Source organism: Pseudomonas sp. 30_B, from assembly GCF_017491605.1.
Taxonomy (GTDB): Bacteria; Pseudomonadota; Gammaproteobacteria; order Pseudomonadales; family Pseudomonadaceae; genus Pseudomonas.
Map to the genome: position 1 here is coordinate 1 of NZ_JAFGYY010000272.1, position 473 is coordinate 473.

Consider the following 473-nt stretch of genomic DNA (forward strand, 5'->3'; position numbering starts at 1 on the left):
ATGTTAATATGTTCAATCAGAATCGTCAGAATTTTGTTGTTCCATTTTTTCATCATCAGCATTTTCATCAGAATCTGAATCACTTTTTTGTTTGATCTCAACATCAGAACCACCATCACGACTTTCAGCTTCAGACATATGCTCATCGCTAGAATCATTGTCTTTTTCAGAATCATTATCTTTGCGTTCTCTTGGAGAATTCCTTTCATCTTCTGAATGTTCCATTTCTTCTTTTTCAGACCTTTCATTGTCAGAATTTGCTGGACTTCGTTCAACTTCTGAATCTGACAAAATTGCATTTTTCTTTTTAGATGGACTATTAAAATCTGAATCTGAATCTGATTCATTTTCACTTTTGTTCTTTTCATCTTCATCTTCTTTGTCACTTTCACTATCTTTTTTATCTTCATCATCGTCATCATCATCAAAAATGTTCTTCTTATCTAATTTTTTATTAGTTTTTGTTTTTGGGC

Annotated in this window: 1 protein-coding gene; it reads right to left on the bottom strand. The window is 31.5% G+C overall.

Annotated features, from left to right (window positions below):
* Window positions 1-12 precede the first annotated feature (12 nt).
* On the bottom strand, window positions 13-473 hold a 461-nt coding region (locus tag J5M67_RS28255), incomplete at its 5' end, for a hypothetical protein (protein WP_207888651.1).